The organism is Bacillus sp. B4EP4a (assembly GCF_006680105.1).
GTDB classification, from domain to species: Bacteria; Bacillota; Bacilli; order Bacillales; family DSM-1321; genus Peribacillus; species Peribacillus simplex_E.
Genome location: NZ_VHIK01000015.1, coordinates 1 through 15,596 on the forward strand (window position 1 = coordinate 1; position 15,596 = coordinate 15,596).

Below are 15,596 nucleotides of genomic sequence, written 5' to 3' on the forward strand. Positions count from 1 at the left end.
CTTTGAAGTAGATTTTTTCACCCTCTAATGAATGAAATAAAACAGCCTGCTTCTCCATTTTAATCTCCTCTAACTACGCTTTGTTAATGAACCTCCGATGGTAGCCAAAATGTCCCCAAATAAGGGTTAAATATCATCGAACTCATCTTAGTATATCCTTTCAAATAATTTTCCATATATATGTTTCAACTGTTTCCTCGGCAATCTGTCCCTTTAATGGAATAACATGACTGACGTTTTTAAAACAACTTTAATGTCACTTAACAGTATTCCTTATGGAACTATCCTGCCCCGTTAGTTCCATAAGGAAAAGCTGCCTTAAAGACAGCTCCAATCTTCAGCTAACGCACCCCTTAGTTCATTAAGAAAAGCGATTCTGGAATATTGAAAAAAAGAGGCCATCCTTTTTGGACAGCCCCCTTTCCGCTAATTATAAAATTTCTAGTAGAGCTCGATATCATTATATTGGTCACTTCAGAATGTTACCATCTATACTTCAGAGAAGGTATCTCCAAAATGAATTGGCTTTCAATCTTTGAAAACTATGAGAATACTGCAATTTTACGTGCGATAGATTCTGTTAAACGAGATGCTACTTTTGGAACAGCCCATTTAATAATTGGTGTTAACACCGCACCAGATAATCCGCCTGCATGGATTTCCACCGTACAAGTCATTATTGTTTTACCATTAACATCTTCTGCAGTAAAGTGACCGCTTCCTGTAAAATTATCTGATAAACCTTTTAGTTCAAACTTAATATTTGAAGGTTCATTCCATTCGGTAATATCTACCTGCGCTTGTATTGTTTTTTTAATACCTTTCACACTACCTTCAAATGTCCAAATAGATTGCTTGTCATTTATGATTTCATGTTCTTTATAGGCTGGTACTGTCGTTGCCCATTTTTCGAGATCACTGACATAATCCCAAACTGCTTGTACATCTACTGGAACTACTACAGTATGCGTTCCCGTTGCCATTATGATCCCCACCTTCACTATGTATGTATTATAACTTTACATTTCTACAAAATAATTATTACATAAAAAGCATAAACTTACATCACTAATTATACATAGCTTTCCTTCTTCCAATCCCACAATTATTTGTAGAATCAAAATTTTCCAATCCTCCACAATCCGACCCTTTAATGGAATAACAAGACTGACGTTTTTAAACGACTTTAATGTCACTTAACAGTATTCCTTATGGAACTATCCTGCCCCGATAGTTGCATAAGAAAAAGCTGCCTTAAGACAGCTCCGATCTTCAGCTAACGCACCCGTTAGTTCTATAAATTTAACAGACATTATACTTTGCTCTGCCGATACGCTTCCCTCACCCTCTCAATCTGGGCAAGGTGTCCTCGAACATGCTCAACACGGAATTCCAGCAATTGCTTAAATGTGCACCGCTCTGCATCGTCATATACCCCCACCCGCTCGCTTTGTTCATTTGTCAGATGGTCCAGAATGGGCTGCATACTGGAACGCAGCAATTGGAACAGGAGCAAATACTGTTCACGGTCCAACAGATCATACCCCAAGCCATTCGCCCATGCGTCTTGGTCAAACGAAAGCAGAAGTGGCTCCTGCTCCGCCAAGACTTTTTTCAGCCGATGTGTAGACAAGACCTCAGCATCCGTCACATGGATGAGAATGTGATGGATGCTCCACTTGTCCGGTGCGGGCTTGAAACGAAGCTCCTCCTCCGCTAATCCTTCGATAGCTTTCCGAATCATTGCGTATCCACGACCATACTCTTCAATCAACGCTTCCATTTTTGTCCCACCTTTTCCCAAAACCTTCTTCAATTTATATTCTTGTTTTATCATAATAATCCTTTAATATCTTTTTCTTATTCAACTAATCTGCCCCTATAGTTCTATAAGAAAAAAATTCTAGTATTTATTTCGGTTTATCATGTTTATAACCGGTTAAACTTTTCTGATTGGATGTTGTCAGGCAAGGATTTTCTACTATTGCTGTACTGATTCTTAAAATGTTTTCTATATTTTTAGCTGTACTTCATAGTAACAAAGGTTTAATTTTAAAAAACAGAAAACCTTCTTATAAGTACAATCGTCTATAACTAGGGAAGGAAGTGTGAACTGTTTTGGAGGAGTTTGTGTTGAAATGGTCTCAAATGAAAGATGACAAATCCTTACTGGATGAAATCATGTCCCTTTATGGCCAGGATATTCTGCAATTGGTCTATTCCTATGTAAAAGATGCAGTTGTGGCAGAGGACCTGACACAGGAGATTTTCATCAAATGCTATAAGGCGCTACCCACGTATAACCAACAATCAAATATAAGGACGTGGCTTTGGAGAATTGCTATTAACCATTGTAAGGATTATAGGAAAAGCTGGTACTTCCGCAAAGTTTCGACTGCGGAAGAAGAGCAGGAATGGACTTCTACCGATAATGTGGAAGAAGAGATCATTCAGCAGGATGAAGACAGGCAGCTTGCTGATGCAGTCATGGAACTGCCAATCCAGTATCGCGAGCTCATTTATCTCCATTATTTTCAGGAAATGAAGCTCAAGGAGATTTCTGAAATTACCGGGGTCAAACTTGGAACGGTGAAGACCCGGATGCGCCAAGCGAAAAGACGGTTAAAAACCTATTGGGAGGAATCCACCGATGGAAGATAAATTAACACGCTTGAAATCGGCTATGAAAAAGCATACATTTCTTGATTTGAAATTCACTGAAAACCATAGAAACTCCATCCATACTGCTATCGAAAAGCAGGATGTAAGTAGGGAAGACATCTTGATTGGTATTTTCAGATCATTGGATAAGGAGAAAAATGGTTATCAAATTAATAAATCTCTTTACCAGAAAGGCATCCGGAAATTTGAAAATAACGAAGGCTCCTTGTATGCTACGTTGCATGAGCTTGAGAAGGAAGGCTGGCTCCAGTCTTTTTGGGAAACTGAAGAAAGGAAGCTCTATTCCTTGGATGAACGTGCGAAAAAGTGGCTAAAGAAAAAGGAATCTAAAAGTGGTTCCGCCTCTGCTAGTTGGCGGACAGCGTTTGAAGGAGGAAGAACCGATTGAGAAGCAATCATTTTTTAGATGAGGTTTCGTCGTATATCCGATCAAAAGAAGCAAAAAAATATATAGAAGCTGAATTAAAAGCCCATCTGCATCAAGCTAAAACTGAACTGGTCAAAAAAGGATATAAAGAGGATGAAGCAGAGGAACTGGCTGTCCGGAATATGGGAAGCCCCTCTGACATTGGGCAGAAGATGGACAAGCTGCACAGGCCGAAGATTGATTGGAAGCTAATGAGCATGTTTCTGTTCATGTCAGCTACGGGCCTGTTTTTGTTTTGGTTCTTATTTAAGGATGGTAATTCATTTTCAGTGCTGAATCAGGTATATTCTGTCACAGGAAGTGTAATTTTGGCCTGTGTCATTCTTTTTTTCGATTATCGGAAATTTCAGAGATGGGGCTGGGTTTTCTTTACGATAGGATGTCTGATTCTTTTTCAGTTCCAATTTTCCAATGTATTAGTGAACGGCAGTCCTCGAATTAATATTATGGGTTTATTGTCGGTCAGTTCGATTGTAGTTCTGCCACTTTTTCTGCTTGCCTGGGCCGGAATGCTGCAATCAAAAAAGATGAATGTTTATTTGGCTGCCATTTTATACGTTTGTTCTGCCTTTTTGTTTATGTTTACAACCAACTTGCAGGCGACGGTGCTTTATTCATTGATGGTTGCTGTAATGGTCTGGAAGAGCAGCCTAAATAAAAGGAAAATCCTTATCACTGCAGCGGTCCTGCTTACTACATGTGTTTCACTTCTGCTTATATCCTTGAAAGATATAAGGGCCTATCAATTTGAAAGACTTTTTGCGTTCGTTACGCCTGAAAAATTCAGTGAGACATCGGGGTATATGTATTTGAAACTGGAAAAGCTAATTGAAGATGCCGGATGGTTTGGACATTTTGGTTCCCTCGGGAAGATTGATTTTTCAAATGAAATGATGACGGATTTTATCTTTGTAACGATTACCTATACGCTTGGCTGGGCCGGGGCCTTGCTCATTGGTCTGCTGTTTTTATGGATGATCTGGCGAATCTCTCGTATATTCCAAACTGTTAAAGACCCATTTGGGAAAATGCTTGTTTCCGGCAGTTTTGCCATATTCACTGCACAGGTAACTGTCAGCATCGGAATGTCTCTCGGCTTATTACCAATAATAAGCGTATCCCTGCCATTTATGAGTTATGGTGCTTTATCAGCGATGATTACCGCCTGCTTGTTTGGCCTGGTTTTAAGTGTGTATCACAAAAAAAATATTATACTGATGAAGAAAATATGAGAGTATGGTACTGTAGCTCATACTCTCTTTTCTGAAGAAACTAGGAATCGGTAAAGGCATGAAGCTTTGAAAGATGCATTGAATCCTGAGGATAATTATCAGGTGGAAAATTCCCTAAAAGTTGAATATATAGGAACTGAAAAATGATCAGTAAGTCGATTTATCAAAATATAGAACTAATTAAGATCTATGTGTATTTTTGGAATCAAGCTTGATCAAAATTTTCACCTGCCCCCCATATTCCAGCGTAAATAAAAAGAATCCATTTTGAAATAAGATTGATTAAAATGGATTCTTTTCTTGTCGAGCAAGGTAACCCTTTATAACCTCTTCACCCGATATTTACGTTGTTCCATGGATTATATCACCCATTCCGCCTCGTTTACGAAGTGCGAATAATAAGAGAGCTATTAAACTAATTAAAAGAACTGAAAACGGAATTAGTACAGTCCATAAAGGCTGTTGATCAATACTGAATGGGAAAATCGTGCTTAATGGTGAAAAATTTGGTACACCTAGCACACCCGATACAAAGTTAAAAACATGGTAAAAAACGAATGGAACGGATAAAGCAATAAAATTGGATTTTATGAGGAGCATTAGTAGATATGCAATAGTGGAATATACTATTGCGTTAATGGAAACCCACAGAACAGTTAAGACTTCCTCTGTAACCTGATCATTAAAGCTTGCTTAGATTGTTATTTTTGAATTTTAATTTCCAAACCTCTTCTTCGAGATTAACAATTCTTTGTTGTAGCTCTTTCTTCGGTTCAAATATCCTTCGACCTAATATAAAAATGAAACCGGTAATAGCAATAATTACCCTAGCAAAAGCAATTATTAATATAAATAGAATATCTCCCATCTATCATCTAATTTCATATTGAAAGTAGACTCTTAATGAAGGTAATAAAGTTTATTTTACCATAAAAAACCATATTCGTTCTTCAACTATCCTGCCCCTCTAGTTCAATAAGTAAAGAGCTGCCTTAAAGACAGCTCCGATCTTCTATGTATCCTTAGTGTGGTCTATATTACCTCAAATTGTATTAAAAGGGGATTATTTATATAATATTTCATAATCGATAATGAAAATCGTTTTCAATTATGTTATTATATCTCCTAGTCATTATTTTTTATTTATAGGGAGGAAAAGTATGTTTATTGATCTTTTAAGGCTTAACAAAAATGTCTCCATTCTTTTAGCCTTTTTGCGTGTGTATCTCGGATATACATGGGTTATGGCTGGCTGGGGGAAATTAACAGGCGGACAATTTGATGCTTCTGGTTTCTTACAGGGTGCGTTGGCAAATTCAACTGGAGAGCATCCGGCTGTTCAGGGATGGTGGGTTGCATTCCTTGAAAATGTAGCCATTCCTAATGTAGAGATATTCAATACGTTAGTACCTTGGGGAGAATTCCTCGTCGGGATAGGATTATTGCTGGGTTGTTTCACTAAAACAGCTGTCTTTTTTGGTCTAGTTATGAACTTCTCTTATCTGTTTAGTGGCACGACAAGTACCAATCCACAACTTGTTCTATTATCTATGTTTATCCTAGTTTCTGCTATGAATGCAGGAAGGTATGGGGTAGATGGCATGATTATACCTACTCTTAAAGAAAAACTATTTACTAACAGAACAATAGAGGAAAAAAAGGTAGCTTAACAAAGAGTAGAGTATTAAAAAAGAGGTCGGGATAAGTGATCCCGACCTCTTTTTTTGGAAGTATCACCTGATAATTAAAAGGTATTTGGGAGTAGAAAATCCGATTATCTTTGCTTCTTATCTATACCCAATAATTGCAACTAAAATCGCTAGAAAGATACCTATAAACGCAGTAACCATGCCCTCTGTTTTGTCTCTTGCATAAAACAAATATATGTATTAAAACAGAAAAAAATTATTAAAATTAATAACTTTGTAACTAAGTTAATTTTATTTATTGATCTCACAGTAAACCACATTCCTTAATGGTGAATTAACGATATCAAAATTAAACTCAAGATCAGTAAAGTAATTTAAACCTTTAAGAAAATAATAACAATGATGAGTAATTATTCATAAGGGTAAAATAATCCAAAGTATTTAAGTTATATAAAACTAAGCTAACTTTAGTACCACTAAAAAAGAGCTATGATCATAGCTTCAAATTCATTTATGTCTTCAACTAACGCACCTGATAGTTCTATAAGAAAGGCATCGTCTCCAATTTTATAAAATGCCCACCGTTAACTAAATAGGAATTCTTATAAAACTAATTATTTATTTCGAACCCGTTCACAAAGTATCCAATCGTTTCAAGCTCTTCTTCATTTAGCTCTCTGTTTAGCTTGAGTTGATAAGATTTCTTTATATCTTCAAAGCGTCCCTTATATTGATCTGTCAATGTGGCTACAGTCCTTAATAGTATTGCTTCTTTCTGATATTCTTCCTTCGATATTGGCTTCCAATGGGATAGGACATAGATTTCAGCATCAAATTGATCGATTGTGTCTAATAATTGAATCGTACTTTTAGTCGTATAATTCCTTTTGTTTGAATAGATATCTGCATAAATAGAGTCGCCAAGGAATAGTATTTTTTCTTCTTTGATATAGACAATGATAGAGTCTGGGGAATGATTGCCACCTACATGCTGCAAAAGACAAGATACTCCTCCTAGATCAAGCTCCACTCTCTGTTCAAAGGCTAAATTTGGTAATGAAATGATAATATTTCTTTCACTTCCAAATTCTTTTTTGATTGCATTGGCACAAAATTCAATTTCCAATCCCGATTTCACTCGTTCTTCTAAAGCAGAATCTGTCCATTCGTACGAAACAAGGTTCTTAATTTTAGCTTTCGTTTGAATAGAAGCAACTGACAGCATATTCAAAGCAGACAAACCAAAAATATGATCCCAGTGCCAATGTGTAAGCACAACGATGCTTGGAAGTGGAATACCTTGTTCTTTAAGCTCTTTAAGAAAACAATTAGCATGTGCTTCTGAATTTCCTGCATCAATCATTAACGATCTGTTTTCTCCAACCACTACTCCTAGAATAGGTCTATCCGTTTCTGAAACAGGTGTTTGATACCAACATCGATTGCTGATTTTTTCCAAAGTTTGCATATACTTTCCCCCTAAAGATACTATACTTCAGTAATTCCTTAAGTATCTTAATAAACCCTTTGTCGTTTTTTTAAAAGTATTTGATTATATTTCGTGAGTTACTGCGAATGATAACAAACGTACCCAACTCTTTTATGAAAGATGGGAGCTACTCGAGAGTGGCCCAATTATTCAATACAATGAAGAAAATGATTTCCCCCATTCGAAAAAAGCTACAGTACAACTTATTACGATTTTCAACAATTGCTCACTTTTTACCGCACAGTGAACTGCTCGTTTTGGCAACCCTCCGAGGACGGTGGCTTCATAACCGAGCTGAAGTTTTCTATAACTAATTTTAAAAAACCTTAATAAAGGAGAGTACATATTAGCCATGTATACTATGTACTCTCCTTTTTCTTTTAGTGACCTAACGCACCCATTAGTTTAAGTAAAACATTTCACAAACTCGCTTGAAAATATGAGTTGTTCTTATCATTTAACCCATGTTCCAATAGGCTTTTGCTTCTTCCTCAAGCACCTTTAGTCTTTTGTAGTAATCAGGGAACTCGTGAAGATGAGCTAGGGCAATTTTCCCCGTTATAATAGGATCATCACCAGTTACATTTGTTTGGCTGGATATTTTTCCATGTTCAAGCTCGGTATTTACTCCCATCCAAAACTCATCTAAATCAAACTTGCTTTTATTAAAATCAATGCCTAAAAGTAAAGCTATCGCTGCTGCTTCCTCCTTAGAAAAGCTTGTTTTTACGATGTTAAAATTATTTGTTTGAATCCTATTTAGATACTTTGTTGGATGAGAATAGTGCATATCACAGTCAGAACGGTGTTCTGCAGCCAAAGCGTCTGCTTTAGTTACATGTACCGTGCCAAATGGATGTTGTGGAGGTGCGTATATAGAATAAATTTCCAACGGGATATTACCTGTATTGGTTACATTATGCCATGTTCCAGCAGGTATCATAATGGCAAAATCATCATCAACATTTCGTACAAAGTTTAAATTATCTTTTCTCTTGCCCATTTGAACAATCCCTTTACCTTGTTCAATGCGTAAAAATTGGTCAACGTTAGGGTGAATTTCTAAACCGATATCTTCCCCAGCTTTAAGGCTCATCAATGTAACTTGAAAATGATTTCCTGTCCATAATGCGGTACGGTAGTTATTGTTTTGTTTTGTAGCTTCATTAATATTGATTACAAATGGTTTCTGTCCATAATCTTTTAGTCCGATTTCATTCCTTCCAATTGATGATTGAAAAAAATCCAATCGGTTAGCAACATCATGTGTAGTCCAGCATTTGTGCTGTATCATATTGTTAATTATTGGTACATTAAAATAATAAGGATTTTGATATTGATATTGGTGGGGATACGAAAAAGGAGCATCATACATTTTTCTCAACGCCTTCAAAGATTTTTTTAATTATCCTATTCACTATGTTAAGGAAATGTACTAATACTCAGGGTTACCCAATTAAAGGAAAATGATTAGCCGTTAACATTTGCTCAATCTAATGGAACAATTCAAATAAGGAAATTCCTTCTGCAACTATCCTGCCCCGATAGTTTAAGTGTTTTTCTTCACAATCTAATACCTATTATTAATCAAATTCGACTACCTTAGTAACTTTCTTCGAATTCAGTACAATTTTTGAAACGCACGCCCAAAGCATAAAACCAATCATGAGGAAGCCAACATTCATGCTGATTACTCCCCCCCATCCGTATGTGGACCAAAACACCCCTCCTAGTGTTCCTCCTACACTTGAGCCAGTATAGTAAAGAAATAAATATAATGAGGAGGCTTGTGCTTTGTTTTGTAATGCACGTTGACCGACCCAGCTGCTTGCAATCGAATGACCTCCAAAGAATCCAAAAGTAAACAATCCAAGTCCAAGTATTTTAATAAATAAATGAGTATCCAAAGTCAAACAGACACCGGTCAATGTAATTAATAAGCTAATGAATAATATTTTTTGCTTACCGTGACGATCCACCAATTTCCCAGTCCAGACAGAGCTAAACATTCCAATTATCATAATTAAGAATATCCAACTTACAAATGTTTGACTTAATGAGTAAGGCCCTTCAAGTAATGCATAAGCAATATAATTGAACAACGCAACATTACTGCCTAAAAGTAAAAATCCCATAACAAATAGACAAATCAAAACGGGATCTTTCAGATGGTCAATTAATGATTTACCTAACTTTCCAATTTTTAATTGACGAGCTTTGAAATTCCGCGAAGGTGGTAGGCATTTCCAAAAAATCAGGGTGGCAGCTAAACTTGTGATACCAATTCCCCCTATTGCTATGTGCCAGCCAAAGTAGTCACTCAACATACCTGAGAAAACTCTGCCAAAAACAGCACCAATTGAATTGCCACATATATATAGACCCATTGCTGTGCCTAGACTCTTGGATTCTATTTCTTCCCCAAGATAAGCCATTGCTATAGAGGGCAGACCCGCCAATGAAATTCCTTCAATAGTTCGAAACACCAACAGAAAATGAAAATTAGGACTGAATGCTGTGAGAATGCAAAACACAGAAGCAGCGAGCATTGAACTGACCATGATAGGCTTGCGTCCCCATACTTCTGACAAAGAACCAAATATTAGCATGCTGATGGCAAGAACCATTGTTGTTATTGAGAGAGATAGACTTGCTGTAGTTGGGTTTATACTGAATTCTTTTGAGAATTCTGGCATTAAAGGCTGTACGCAATAAAGAATTGCAAATGTATTGAAACCAGCTGCAAAGAAAGCAAAGCTGGTTTTGCGAAAGAGCGGCGTACCTTGTTGTATGTAACTCATAATACATTTACCCAATTCATGTGGTTTCCCACTTGTTGCATAAAAAATCATCCCTTTAAGAAATTATTTTTTTGAGAATAATCCTGATGTTTTTCTGATTTTTATAGTACCACCGATTTTTTATGATGTATAATTCATTATATTAATGTTTTTAATGCATATATGTAATGAAAAAATCAGATGGAAATAGGTGTTATAGAATGGAATGGCAACAGTTCGAATATTTTCAAACACTGGCACGAATGCAACACGTGACCCATGCTGCAGAAGCCCTATCAATTTCCCAGCCTGCCCTTAGCCGTTCGATTGCCCGATTTGAGGATGAAATAGGTGTGCCTTTATTTGAACGTCAGGGACGTTCGATTAGATTAAATAAATATGGTCATATCTTTTTAAAGCATGTGGATAATATGATGAAGGAATTCCATGAAGGTAAGCAAGAAATAAAAGATTTACTTGATCCAGAGCAGGGAGAAGTGTCGCTAGGGTTTCTGCACACTTTAAGTACAAGTCATATACCTGATTTACTCGCTTCCTTTCGTGCCTGCCATCCTAAAATCAATTTTCGTCTCGGACAAGGTCCCTCCCATAACCTTATTGATCAGATGCAATCAGGAGAATTCGATCTTTGTCTAATTGCTTCAATGGAGATTAAATCACCAATTGTATGGAGACAGCTTTGGAAAGAAGAACTTTTTGTTATTGTCCCTAAAGCCCACAAATACTCTAATCGTAAAAATATTACGTTAGAAGAAATTTCAGATGAAGCTTTTATCTCTTTAAAAGAAGGTTTTTCCCTTCGTATCACCATCGAGCAAGCTTTTAAGGAAGCGGGAATTACACCTAAGATTACATTTGAAGGAGAGGAAGCAGACACCGTTGCAGGGCTTGTCGCTGCTGGACTGGGAATTTCAATTCTGCCGAACTTAAAGGGGACAGACCAAAGTAAAATAACAAAAATACCTATCAAAAGTCCGCATTGCCAACGGACAATTGGAATTGCTTGGGTAGAGGGAAGATATTTATCACCTGCAACTCAAAAATTCAAACAATTTATTTTGGACCATTCCTACGAAGAGTAGGAGTGGTCATTCTTTTGAGCTAAATTTTATTTAATAATCCCCCTATGGAACTCCCTTTACTTCCATAAGAAAAGGAGCTGCTAGTCAGCTCCTGAAGCAAAGTACCTTTTAGCTAAATATCGGTTATTTATACAAGATATCATCTCTTAATGAAGCAACTTTAGTTAAAGCTGTATCTATGTCGGCTTCATTCACTCCAAAGTGAGCAAGTGCATCGTTTAGATGTTTTACAATGGCATCAAAATGGGCTGGTTGCAGATTCAATCCTTGGTGAGCTTTTGCCATGGATTGTCCAGAATATTGTTTTGGACCACCTAATGCAAAACTAATAAATTTTGTCTGATGACGGCGTTGTTTTTCCATATCCGTCTTTTCAAAAAAATGATTAACTGTATCATCCTTAAGAACCAACTCGGAGTAAAAATAGTCCACAACTTTTGCTATCGCTTCTTCTCCGCCAACTTTTTCATAAAGTGTTTGTTCCATATATACACTCCTATTTTGTAGTTAATAGAAGTATTTTCTGTAGATTATTTCGTTTTTATTCCTTATCTTTCATCAAATCCCTTTAATTGAAAATAAGCCGCTCCGGCACCATATGATCTTATGCAGCTATCCTTTCCCTTTAACTCCATAAGTGTGCTGCCAAAGCAAACTCCCTTAATGAAGCAAAGAACCTGTAGTTCATTAGCCCTTTGGGTATCCTGCTGTTTGAATACAAACTCGAAAAATAAGGAGAAGTCATCATCCATTAGAGGTTATTAATTTCTACAAAAAACTAATAGTGGACTAACACTATAGTCGCTTCTCTTTCCTTTTCCTACTCAAAGAATCATAACTTGAACAGTATTAATTTTAAAATAAAAAAGTTACCAGATTGGCCAAAAAATAAGTATAAGAATGTAATAGATTGGATAAACTAATAAAAAAGGAGTGGGAGATTATGGAGACTAAAATTAAAGAAGGAACAAAAGAAATGTGGCGCGAAATTAATGAATGTATAACTCAGAAAATTAATGAAAAACATGATTTATCTTTTCAAAAGAAAAGTAATGATAATTATATGAATCTATATATTCAAACAGCAGTATTACACACCTTATTTGAGCTTTCGGATGAGTTCAGGAAAATCGAAAGAAAATATAACCGCTTGTGATGCTTCTGGAAAGGTCATGCACTAAAAAATTCAACTTAATGGTGGATTAGGATTAAACTCTTTAAGGGAGCCTTTTAATCCTAATCCACGTTTTTTCTTTCCAGCTTTATTACTTCATCATTACCGCTGCCGACAATTTGACTAACATCATTACTGTACCATTTGTTTCCCTTCCCTATAAATCCCTCTTTTCATTCCAACTAGAATCCATTTTTCAATCTTACATTTAAAAAAAAGCAAAGATTATTCGTCAATCGAGACAGTATACTAAAGCTTAAAACACCTAACAAAACCCCACCTTTTCCTATTAACAACTGGTGGGGTTTCTAGTTGTGGTTTCTACATCTACGTTAACCGGTCCCTCTTTTGCAATCACGCCGGATAAATTGGCTTCAATGTGTAAAGTAGTTTTTTAATGGAAGATTTTCAAGGGAGTTGTTTTTCTAATGGTACGCTGTGTCTAAAACTATTTTTTGTTCTTTTATAAATAACTAAAATCCTTTATATTTAATATAACTTACTGATTTTTGAATCGAATGAAGCTCGGTATAGCTTTATAATTAACTAAAATTATTGAAAGAATATTTTTGAAAGAGAGCTGAAAGCTGATGTTGTGGTCACCGCTATTCGAAAATGATGTACCTGCAGTTATTCTTCCTTAACGGTTGAAAATTGCATCTCCGTTAAGGACTGGGAATATTTAGTTAAAACGGAGGGTACAAAATGAAAAACACTATATTAGGTTCTTTATATTTATCACTCGCTGCTAGCATTTGGGGCGGGATGTATGTTGTGGTAAAAGTTGTGGTAGAGGTTGTTCCACCACTTGAATTAGTATTATTACGATATGTAATTGCGATTTTAGCATTGCTGACAATTGGTTTTATAACAAAACAATCTTGGCGGATTGAAAAACGAGACTGGCTTTTGGTTTTCATTATAGGACTTGTTGGAAACACAACTTCTATTGTAACCCAGGAAGTCGGTACGCTACTATCCACTGCACAAATGGGAGCCATCATTACTTCGACAACACCTGCATTTATGGTGATATTTGCACGTATCGTTTTAAAAGAAAAGATTACTTTTAAAAAATCAATTTCTGTTATTTTAGCGACGATCGGTGTCGGTATCATTGTCGGAAATGCCCATATTGGCTCATCTTACCAACTTGGGGGCGTATCACTGCTTATTGCTGCATTAACTTGGGCACTTATGTCTGTTCTAATTAAACGAATACCTGGGCAATATTCACAAATTGTTATAACGACATATGCAGTGCTTGTGGCAATTGTCTTTTTAACACCTGTTACGATTAGTCGATTAGATGAGCTTGATTTTCAAGCAATCATGCATCCATCCATATGGGGCGGCCTTTTATACTTGGGCGTTATTTCCACAGCATGTGCCTTTTTACTGTGGAATCGCGGACTGCAAATGCTAACCGCATCAAGTGGGGGATTATTTTTCTTTTTACAACCTATAGTTGGTACTTTTTTAGGTTGGTTAATACTAGGTGAACAAATCGGCTTGTCTTTTTGGATAGGTACAATATTAATTTTTATTGGTGTGTTATTAGTCATTCGGGAAGAATAACCCATATTAAAAAGTTTATTAGAGTTATATTTTAAAAAGTACCCTATAGAGCAGTCACTTTAAAAAAAGGTCTGCCTATAGTGTACTTTTTGTATTTTTACTTGTTTGTTTTTCTTAGGTAATCCAATTTTTATTTCTTAAGACAAAAAGATGTTTTTTTATTTACTTCAACCTATTGCATTGAAATATACCTTTTATACATTCATTACGTAATTATTTTCATGATTTCATGTACATTTCGAAAGCGTTTTTGTTATCATTAATTCATAACCATGGAAAAGAATTCCAAAACCAAGGAGGAATCGTTCTTGAAAAATCCATATACGGAATTGACGATCGGGATGATGAGAACGGGGATTTTAGGTTTCGGCGGCGGGCCATCTGTCATCCCGCTCATCCGCCACGAAGCAGTTTCCCGTTATCACTGGCTCGGCGATGATGAATTCGGGGACACTTTGGCGATTGCCAATACACTCCCAGGACCTATTGCCACTAAGATGGCAGCATATCTTGGTTATAAATTAAAAGGCTGGCCTGGAGCCATCGTCAGCGTGGCCGCTCACGTTTTACCTTCATGCATTGCGATGGTTTTCTTGATTGCATTCATTAATGTTTTAAGTAATTCGGCAATGATCAGTAATATGATCGCTGCTGTAATGCCGGTTGTTGCTGTCATGCTTGGTCAAATGGCTTATGAGTTTGGCGAAAAGACGGTAAAAGGGTTAGGAAAGGTGCTCGGTATCACCTTCTTTGCGATTTCCTTTTTGCTTCTGCAGGTCATTTCCCTGCATCCGGGTATCGTCATTATGATTTTCCTTTTATATGGTGCTTTCCATTATAAATTAAAGGAAAGATTGAAAAATAAAAAGGTTAATAGGAAGGAGGAATCCACTTAATGGGTCTTATTATCCCAATAGGAGTTGCTGTTTTTCTAGCGTTTTTCATTGCCAATATTCTTGGTTATGGCGGAGGTCCAGCCTCGATTCCGCTTATGTATGATCAAATCGTCACTCGTTATGGCTGGCTTGATAATACCGAGTTCTCACAAATGCTTGCGTTAGGAAATTCACTCCCAGGACCGATCGCCACGAAAATAGCCGCATATGTCGGATATGATGTATATGGCTGGCCAGGGTTTCTAGCCGCATTGGCAGGCACGATCATCCCTTCAGCCGTGGCTTTGATATATTTATTAAAAATCCTACGAAAATACAAGCAATCGCCTATCGTAAAAGGCATGTCCCTGCTTGTACAGCCCGTGATTGCGATCATGATGTTATTGCTCACCTGGAATATGGCCGAGGATGCCGTCGGTTCCATCGGCTACATCCATTCAATCGTCATCGCTGGATTGGCCTTTTTGGCCCTAGGTAAATTCAAGATCCACCCGGCCTTCGTAATCATCCTTGCCTTTGCGTACGGCGGCTTTATCATCCCGCTCACATTATAATAAAAAATCCACCTATATAGGGGGATTTTTTC

15 protein-coding genes and 1 pseudogene are annotated in these 15,596 nt (G+C 36.8%); 9 read left to right on the plus strand and 7 right to left on the minus strand.

Features of this window, described 5'->3' with window-relative positions; translation table 11 throughout:
• Window positions 1-542: 542 nt before the first annotated feature.
• Together FNK51_RS07950 and FNK51_RS07955 are read right to left on the minus strand one after the other, a co-directional pair.
• Window positions 543-983 carry an SRPBCC family protein gene (locus FNK51_RS07950; RefSeq protein WP_053347531.1) on the minus strand — a complete coding sequence of 147 codons (441 nt, stop codon included), beginning with the start codon at window positions 981-983 and terminating at the stop codon, window positions 543-545.
• A 329-nt stretch (window positions 984-1,312) separates the two neighbouring features.
• The gene (locus FNK51_RS07955) at window positions 1,313-1,783 is read right to left on the minus strand and encodes a DinB family protein (RefSeq protein ID WP_141992983.1); all 471 of its coding nucleotides are present in this window, start codon (window positions 1,781-1,783) and stop codon (window positions 1,313-1,315) included.
• A gap of 335 nt (window positions 1,784-2,118) precedes the next feature.
• On the opposite strand from FNK51_RS07955, the gene FNK51_RS07960 reads away from it, so the two are divergent.
• From FNK51_RS07960 to FNK51_RS07975, 4 genes are all read left to right on the plus strand, one after another.
• Window positions 2,119-2,661, plus strand: a complete 543-nt coding sequence (locus FNK51_RS07960) for a sigma-70 family RNA polymerase sigma factor (RefSeq protein WP_141992984.1) — start codon at window positions 2,119-2,121, stop codon at window positions 2,659-2,661.
• Window positions 2,651-3,070 (plus strand): PadR family transcriptional regulator, encoded by a 420-nt coding sequence (locus FNK51_RS07965; RefSeq protein WP_141992985.1) that lies wholly within the window; start codon window positions 2,651-2,653, stop codon window positions 3,068-3,070. Before FNK51_RS07960 ends, FNK51_RS07965 begins: the two co-directional genes overlap by 11 nt.
• Window positions 3,067-4,341, plus strand: a complete 1,275-nt coding sequence (locus tag FNK51_RS07970) for an FtsW/RodA/SpoVE family cell cycle protein (protein WP_141992986.1) — start codon at window positions 3,067-3,069, stop codon at window positions 4,339-4,341. Before FNK51_RS07965 ends, FNK51_RS07970 begins: the two co-directional genes overlap by 4 nt.
• A gap of 1,160 nt (window positions 4,342-5,501) precedes the next feature.
• The gene (locus FNK51_RS07975; RefSeq protein ID WP_141992987.1) at window positions 5,502-6,011 is read left to right on the plus strand and encodes a DoxX family protein; all 510 of its coding nucleotides are present in this window, start codon (window positions 5,502-5,504) and stop codon (window positions 6,009-6,011) included.
• A 589-nt stretch (window positions 6,012-6,600) separates the two neighbouring features.
• On the opposite strand, the gene FNK51_RS07980 is transcribed toward FNK51_RS07975, so the two are convergent.
• The 4 genes and pseudogenes from FNK51_RS07980 to FNK51_RS07990 all read right to left on the minus strand — a co-directional run bounded on the left by FNK51_RS07980 (window position 6,601) and on the right by FNK51_RS07990 (window position 10,280).
• The gene (locus FNK51_RS07980; RefSeq protein WP_141992988.1) at window positions 6,601-7,458 is read right to left on the minus strand and encodes an MBL fold metallo-hydrolase; all 858 of its coding nucleotides are present in this window, start codon (window positions 7,456-7,458) and stop codon (window positions 6,601-6,603) included.
• A 478-nt stretch (window positions 7,459-7,936) separates the two neighbouring features.
• Window positions 7,937-8,269 (minus strand): DUF5661 family protein, encoded by a 333-nt coding sequence (locus FNK51_RS27115; RefSeq protein WP_286178607.1) that lies wholly within the window; start codon window positions 8,267-8,269, stop codon window positions 7,937-7,939.
• Between the two features lie 18 nt (window positions 8,270-8,287).
• Window positions 8,288-8,854, minus strand: a pseudogene (locus tag FNK51_RS27120) (cupin domain-containing protein); the annotation flags it as partial.
• 208 nt (window positions 8,855-9,062) lie between these two features.
• Window positions 9,063-10,280, minus strand: coding sequence for an MFS transporter (locus FNK51_RS07990; protein ID WP_141992989.1), 1,218 nt, complete (start codon window positions 10,278-10,280; stop codon window positions 9,063-9,065).
• A gap of 200 nt (window positions 10,281-10,480) precedes the next feature.
• Here FNK51_RS07990 and FNK51_RS07995 point away from each other — a divergent pair, with 200 nt between their 5' ends.
• Complete coding sequence (locus FNK51_RS07995) at window positions 10,481-11,362, plus strand: LysR family transcriptional regulator (RefSeq protein WP_141993026.1); 882 nt, start codon at window positions 10,481-10,483, stop codon at window positions 11,360-11,362.
• Between the two features lie 123 nt (window positions 11,363-11,485).
• Here the strand turns inward: FNK51_RS07995 and FNK51_RS08000 are convergent, their stop codons facing one another.
• Window positions 11,486-11,848: a group I truncated hemoglobin gene (locus FNK51_RS08000; RefSeq protein WP_098373329.1), complete on the minus strand. Its 363-nt coding sequence runs from the start codon at window positions 11,846-11,848 to the stop codon at window positions 11,486-11,488.
• A gap of 457 nt (window positions 11,849-12,305) precedes the next feature.
• Between FNK51_RS08000 and FNK51_RS08005 the strand changes: the two genes are divergently transcribed.
• The 4 genes from FNK51_RS08005 (at window position 12,306) to chrA (ending at window position 15,564) form a co-directional block, all read left to right on the plus strand.
• Window positions 12,306-12,518 carry a hypothetical protein gene (locus FNK51_RS08005; RefSeq protein ID WP_141992990.1) on the plus strand — a complete coding sequence of 71 codons (213 nt, stop codon included), beginning with the start codon at window positions 12,306-12,308 and terminating at the stop codon, window positions 12,516-12,518.
• A gap of 723 nt (window positions 12,519-13,241) precedes the next feature.
• Window positions 13,242-14,114 (plus strand): DMT family transporter, encoded by an 873-nt coding sequence (locus FNK51_RS08010; protein WP_141992991.1) that lies wholly within the window; start codon window positions 13,242-13,244, stop codon window positions 14,112-14,114.
• A gap of 308 nt (window positions 14,115-14,422) precedes the next feature.
• Window positions 14,423-15,010, plus strand: a complete 588-nt coding sequence (gene chrB, locus FNK51_RS08015) for a chromate efflux transporter ChrB (RefSeq protein WP_141992992.1) — start codon at window positions 14,423-14,425, stop codon at window positions 15,008-15,010.
• Complete coding sequence (chrA, locus tag FNK51_RS08020; RefSeq protein WP_098373333.1) at window positions 15,010-15,564, plus strand: chromate efflux transporter ChrA; 555 nt, start codon at window positions 15,010-15,012, stop codon at window positions 15,562-15,564. The genes chrB and chrA overlap by 1 nt, the downstream gene beginning before the upstream one ends.
• The last annotated feature ends 32 nt before the right edge of the window (window positions 15,565-15,596 follow it).

Coding starts and splice junctions, on each gene's coding strand:
- FNK51_RS07950 (WP_053347531.1), bottom strand. CDS start 983: ATGGCAACGGGAACGCATACTGTAGTAGTTCCAGTAGATGTACAAGCA.
- FNK51_RS07955 (WP_141992983.1), bottom strand. CDS start 1,783: ATGGAAGCGTTGATTGAAGAGTATGGTCGTGGATACGCAATGATTCGG.
- FNK51_RS07965 (WP_141992985.1), top strand. CDS start 2,651: ATGGAAGATAAATTAACACGCTTGAAATCGGCTATGAAAAAGCATACA.
- FNK51_RS07975 (WP_141992987.1), top strand. CDS start 5,502: ATGTTTATTGATCTTTTAAGGCTTAACAAAAATGTCTCCATTCTTTTA.
- FNK51_RS07980 (WP_141992988.1), bottom strand. CDS start 7,458: ATGCAAACTTTGGAAAAAATCAGCAATCGATGTTGGTATCAAACACCT.
- FNK51_RS27115 (WP_286178607.1), bottom strand. CDS start 8,269: ATGCACTATTCTCATCCAACAAAGTATCTAAATAGGATTCAAACAAAT.
- FNK51_RS07990 (WP_141992989.1), bottom strand. CDS start 10,280: ATGAGTTACATACAACAAGGTACGCCGCTCTTTCGCAAAACCAGCTTT.
- FNK51_RS07995 (WP_141993026.1), top strand. CDS start 10,481: ATGGAATGGCAACAGTTCGAATATTTTCAAACACTGGCACGAATGCAA.
- FNK51_RS08000 (WP_098373329.1), bottom strand. CDS start 11,848: ATGGAACAAACACTTTATGAAAAAGTTGGCGGAGAAGAAGCGATAGCA.
- FNK51_RS08005 (WP_141992990.1), top strand. CDS start 12,306: ATGGAGACTAAAATTAAAGAAGGAACAAAAGAAATGTGGCGCGAAATT.
- FNK51_RS08010 (WP_141992991.1), top strand. CDS start 13,242: ATGAAAAACACTATATTAGGTTCTTTATATTTATCACTCGCTGCTAGC.
- chrA (WP_098373333.1), top strand. CDS start 15,010: ATGGGTCTTATTATCCCAATAGGAGTTGCTGTTTTTCTAGCGTTTTTC.